The organism is Actinophytocola oryzae (assembly GCF_004364325.1).
GTDB lineage: Bacteria > Actinomycetota > Actinomycetes > Mycobacteriales > Pseudonocardiaceae > Actinophytocola > Actinophytocola oryzae.
In genome coordinates, this window is sequence record NZ_SOCP01000052.1 from 1 (window position 1) to 1400 (window position 1400).

The 1400-nt window shown below is 64.6% G+C and carries 1 protein-coding gene; it reads right to left on the minus strand.

The features are described from left to right. Positions 1-41: 41 nt before the first annotated feature. The gene (locus CLV71_RS47380; RefSeq protein ID WP_424923969.1) at positions 42-1298 is read right to left on the minus strand and encodes an IS256 family transposase; all 1257 of its coding nucleotides are present in this window, start codon (positions 1296-1298) and stop codon (positions 42-44) included. Positions 1299-1400 lie beyond the last annotated feature (102 nt).

Sequence of the window (1400 nt, forward strand, 5' to 3'; positions counted from 1 at the left end):
GGGGCTGTCAAGTTTTCGGTGTAACTGGATTTTGAATTTGGTTAGTTGCGGCCGGTGGACAGGCGTCCGTCGAACGCGAGGTCGAACGCGTTGAGGGCGGCTTTCCAGCGCATGGTCCAGCGCCCGCGGCCCTTGCCGGTCGGGTCCAGGCCCATCAACGCCAGGTAGAGACACTTCAACGCGGCCTGCTCGGTGGGGAAGTGGCCACGGGCGTTGACCGCGCGCCGGAGCCTCGAGTTGATGGACTCGATGGCGTTGGTGGTGCAGATGATCTTGCGGATCTCCACGTCGAACTGGAGGAACGGCACGAACTCCGCCCACGCGTTCTCCCACAACCGGATGATCGCCGGATACTTGGCCTCCCACTTCTCTCCGAACTCGGCGAACCGGTCCAGCGCGGCCTGCTCCGACGGTGCGGTGTAGACCGGTTTGAGGTCCTTCGCGACCGCAGCCCAGTCCGCCCGAGACGCGTAGCGGAAGCTGTTGCGCAACAGGTGCACGACGCAGGTTTGCACGATCGTCTTGTCCCACACCGTGTTCACCGCGTCCGGCAACCCTTTGAGGCCGTCGCAGACCACCATCAACACGTCCGCGACGCCGCGGTTCTTGATCTCGGACAACACCCGCAGCCAGTACTTCGCGCCCTCACCATCCCCGTGCTCACCGGCCCAGAGCCCGAGGATGTCCCGCGCCCCGTTCACCGTCACACCCAACGCGAGGTAGACAGGCCGGTTGGTCACGTTGCCCTCGCGGATCTTGACATGGATGCAGTCGATGAAGATCACCGGATACACCCGATCGAGTGGTCGGCTCTGCCACTCGGCCATACCGTCCAGGACGCGGTCGGTGATGGTGGAGATGGTGTCCTTGGACACGGTGGCGCCATAGACCTCCGCCAGGTGCGCCGAGACTTCCCCGGTCGTGAGGCCCTTCGCCGACAGGGACAGCACGATCCCGTCGATCCCACCGAGCCGGCGCTGCCGCTTACGCACGATCCGCGGCTCGAACGACCCGTCCCGATCCCGCGGCACGGTGATCTCGACCGGCCCGGCCTCGGTCAACACCGTCTTCGCCCGGGAGCCGTTACGCGAGTTCCCGCCATCCCGACCAGCCGGGTCGTGCTTGTCATAACCCAGATGGGCGTCCATCTCACCCTGCAACGACGACTCCAACACGATCTTGGTCAACTGCTGCATCAACCCACCCTCGCCGCTGATCGCCATCCCATCGGCCTGCGCCCGAGCCACCAACTCGGCCACCACCCGCCGATCCACCACCGGCGTCAACGTCGGCGTCAACGTCGGTGTCGCCGCTGGTATCACAGCCTGCGTCTTTGCCTTGTCAGCCATCGATGCACTACCCTCCACTTAGGACAGTTACACCGTTATTCTTACACCCCC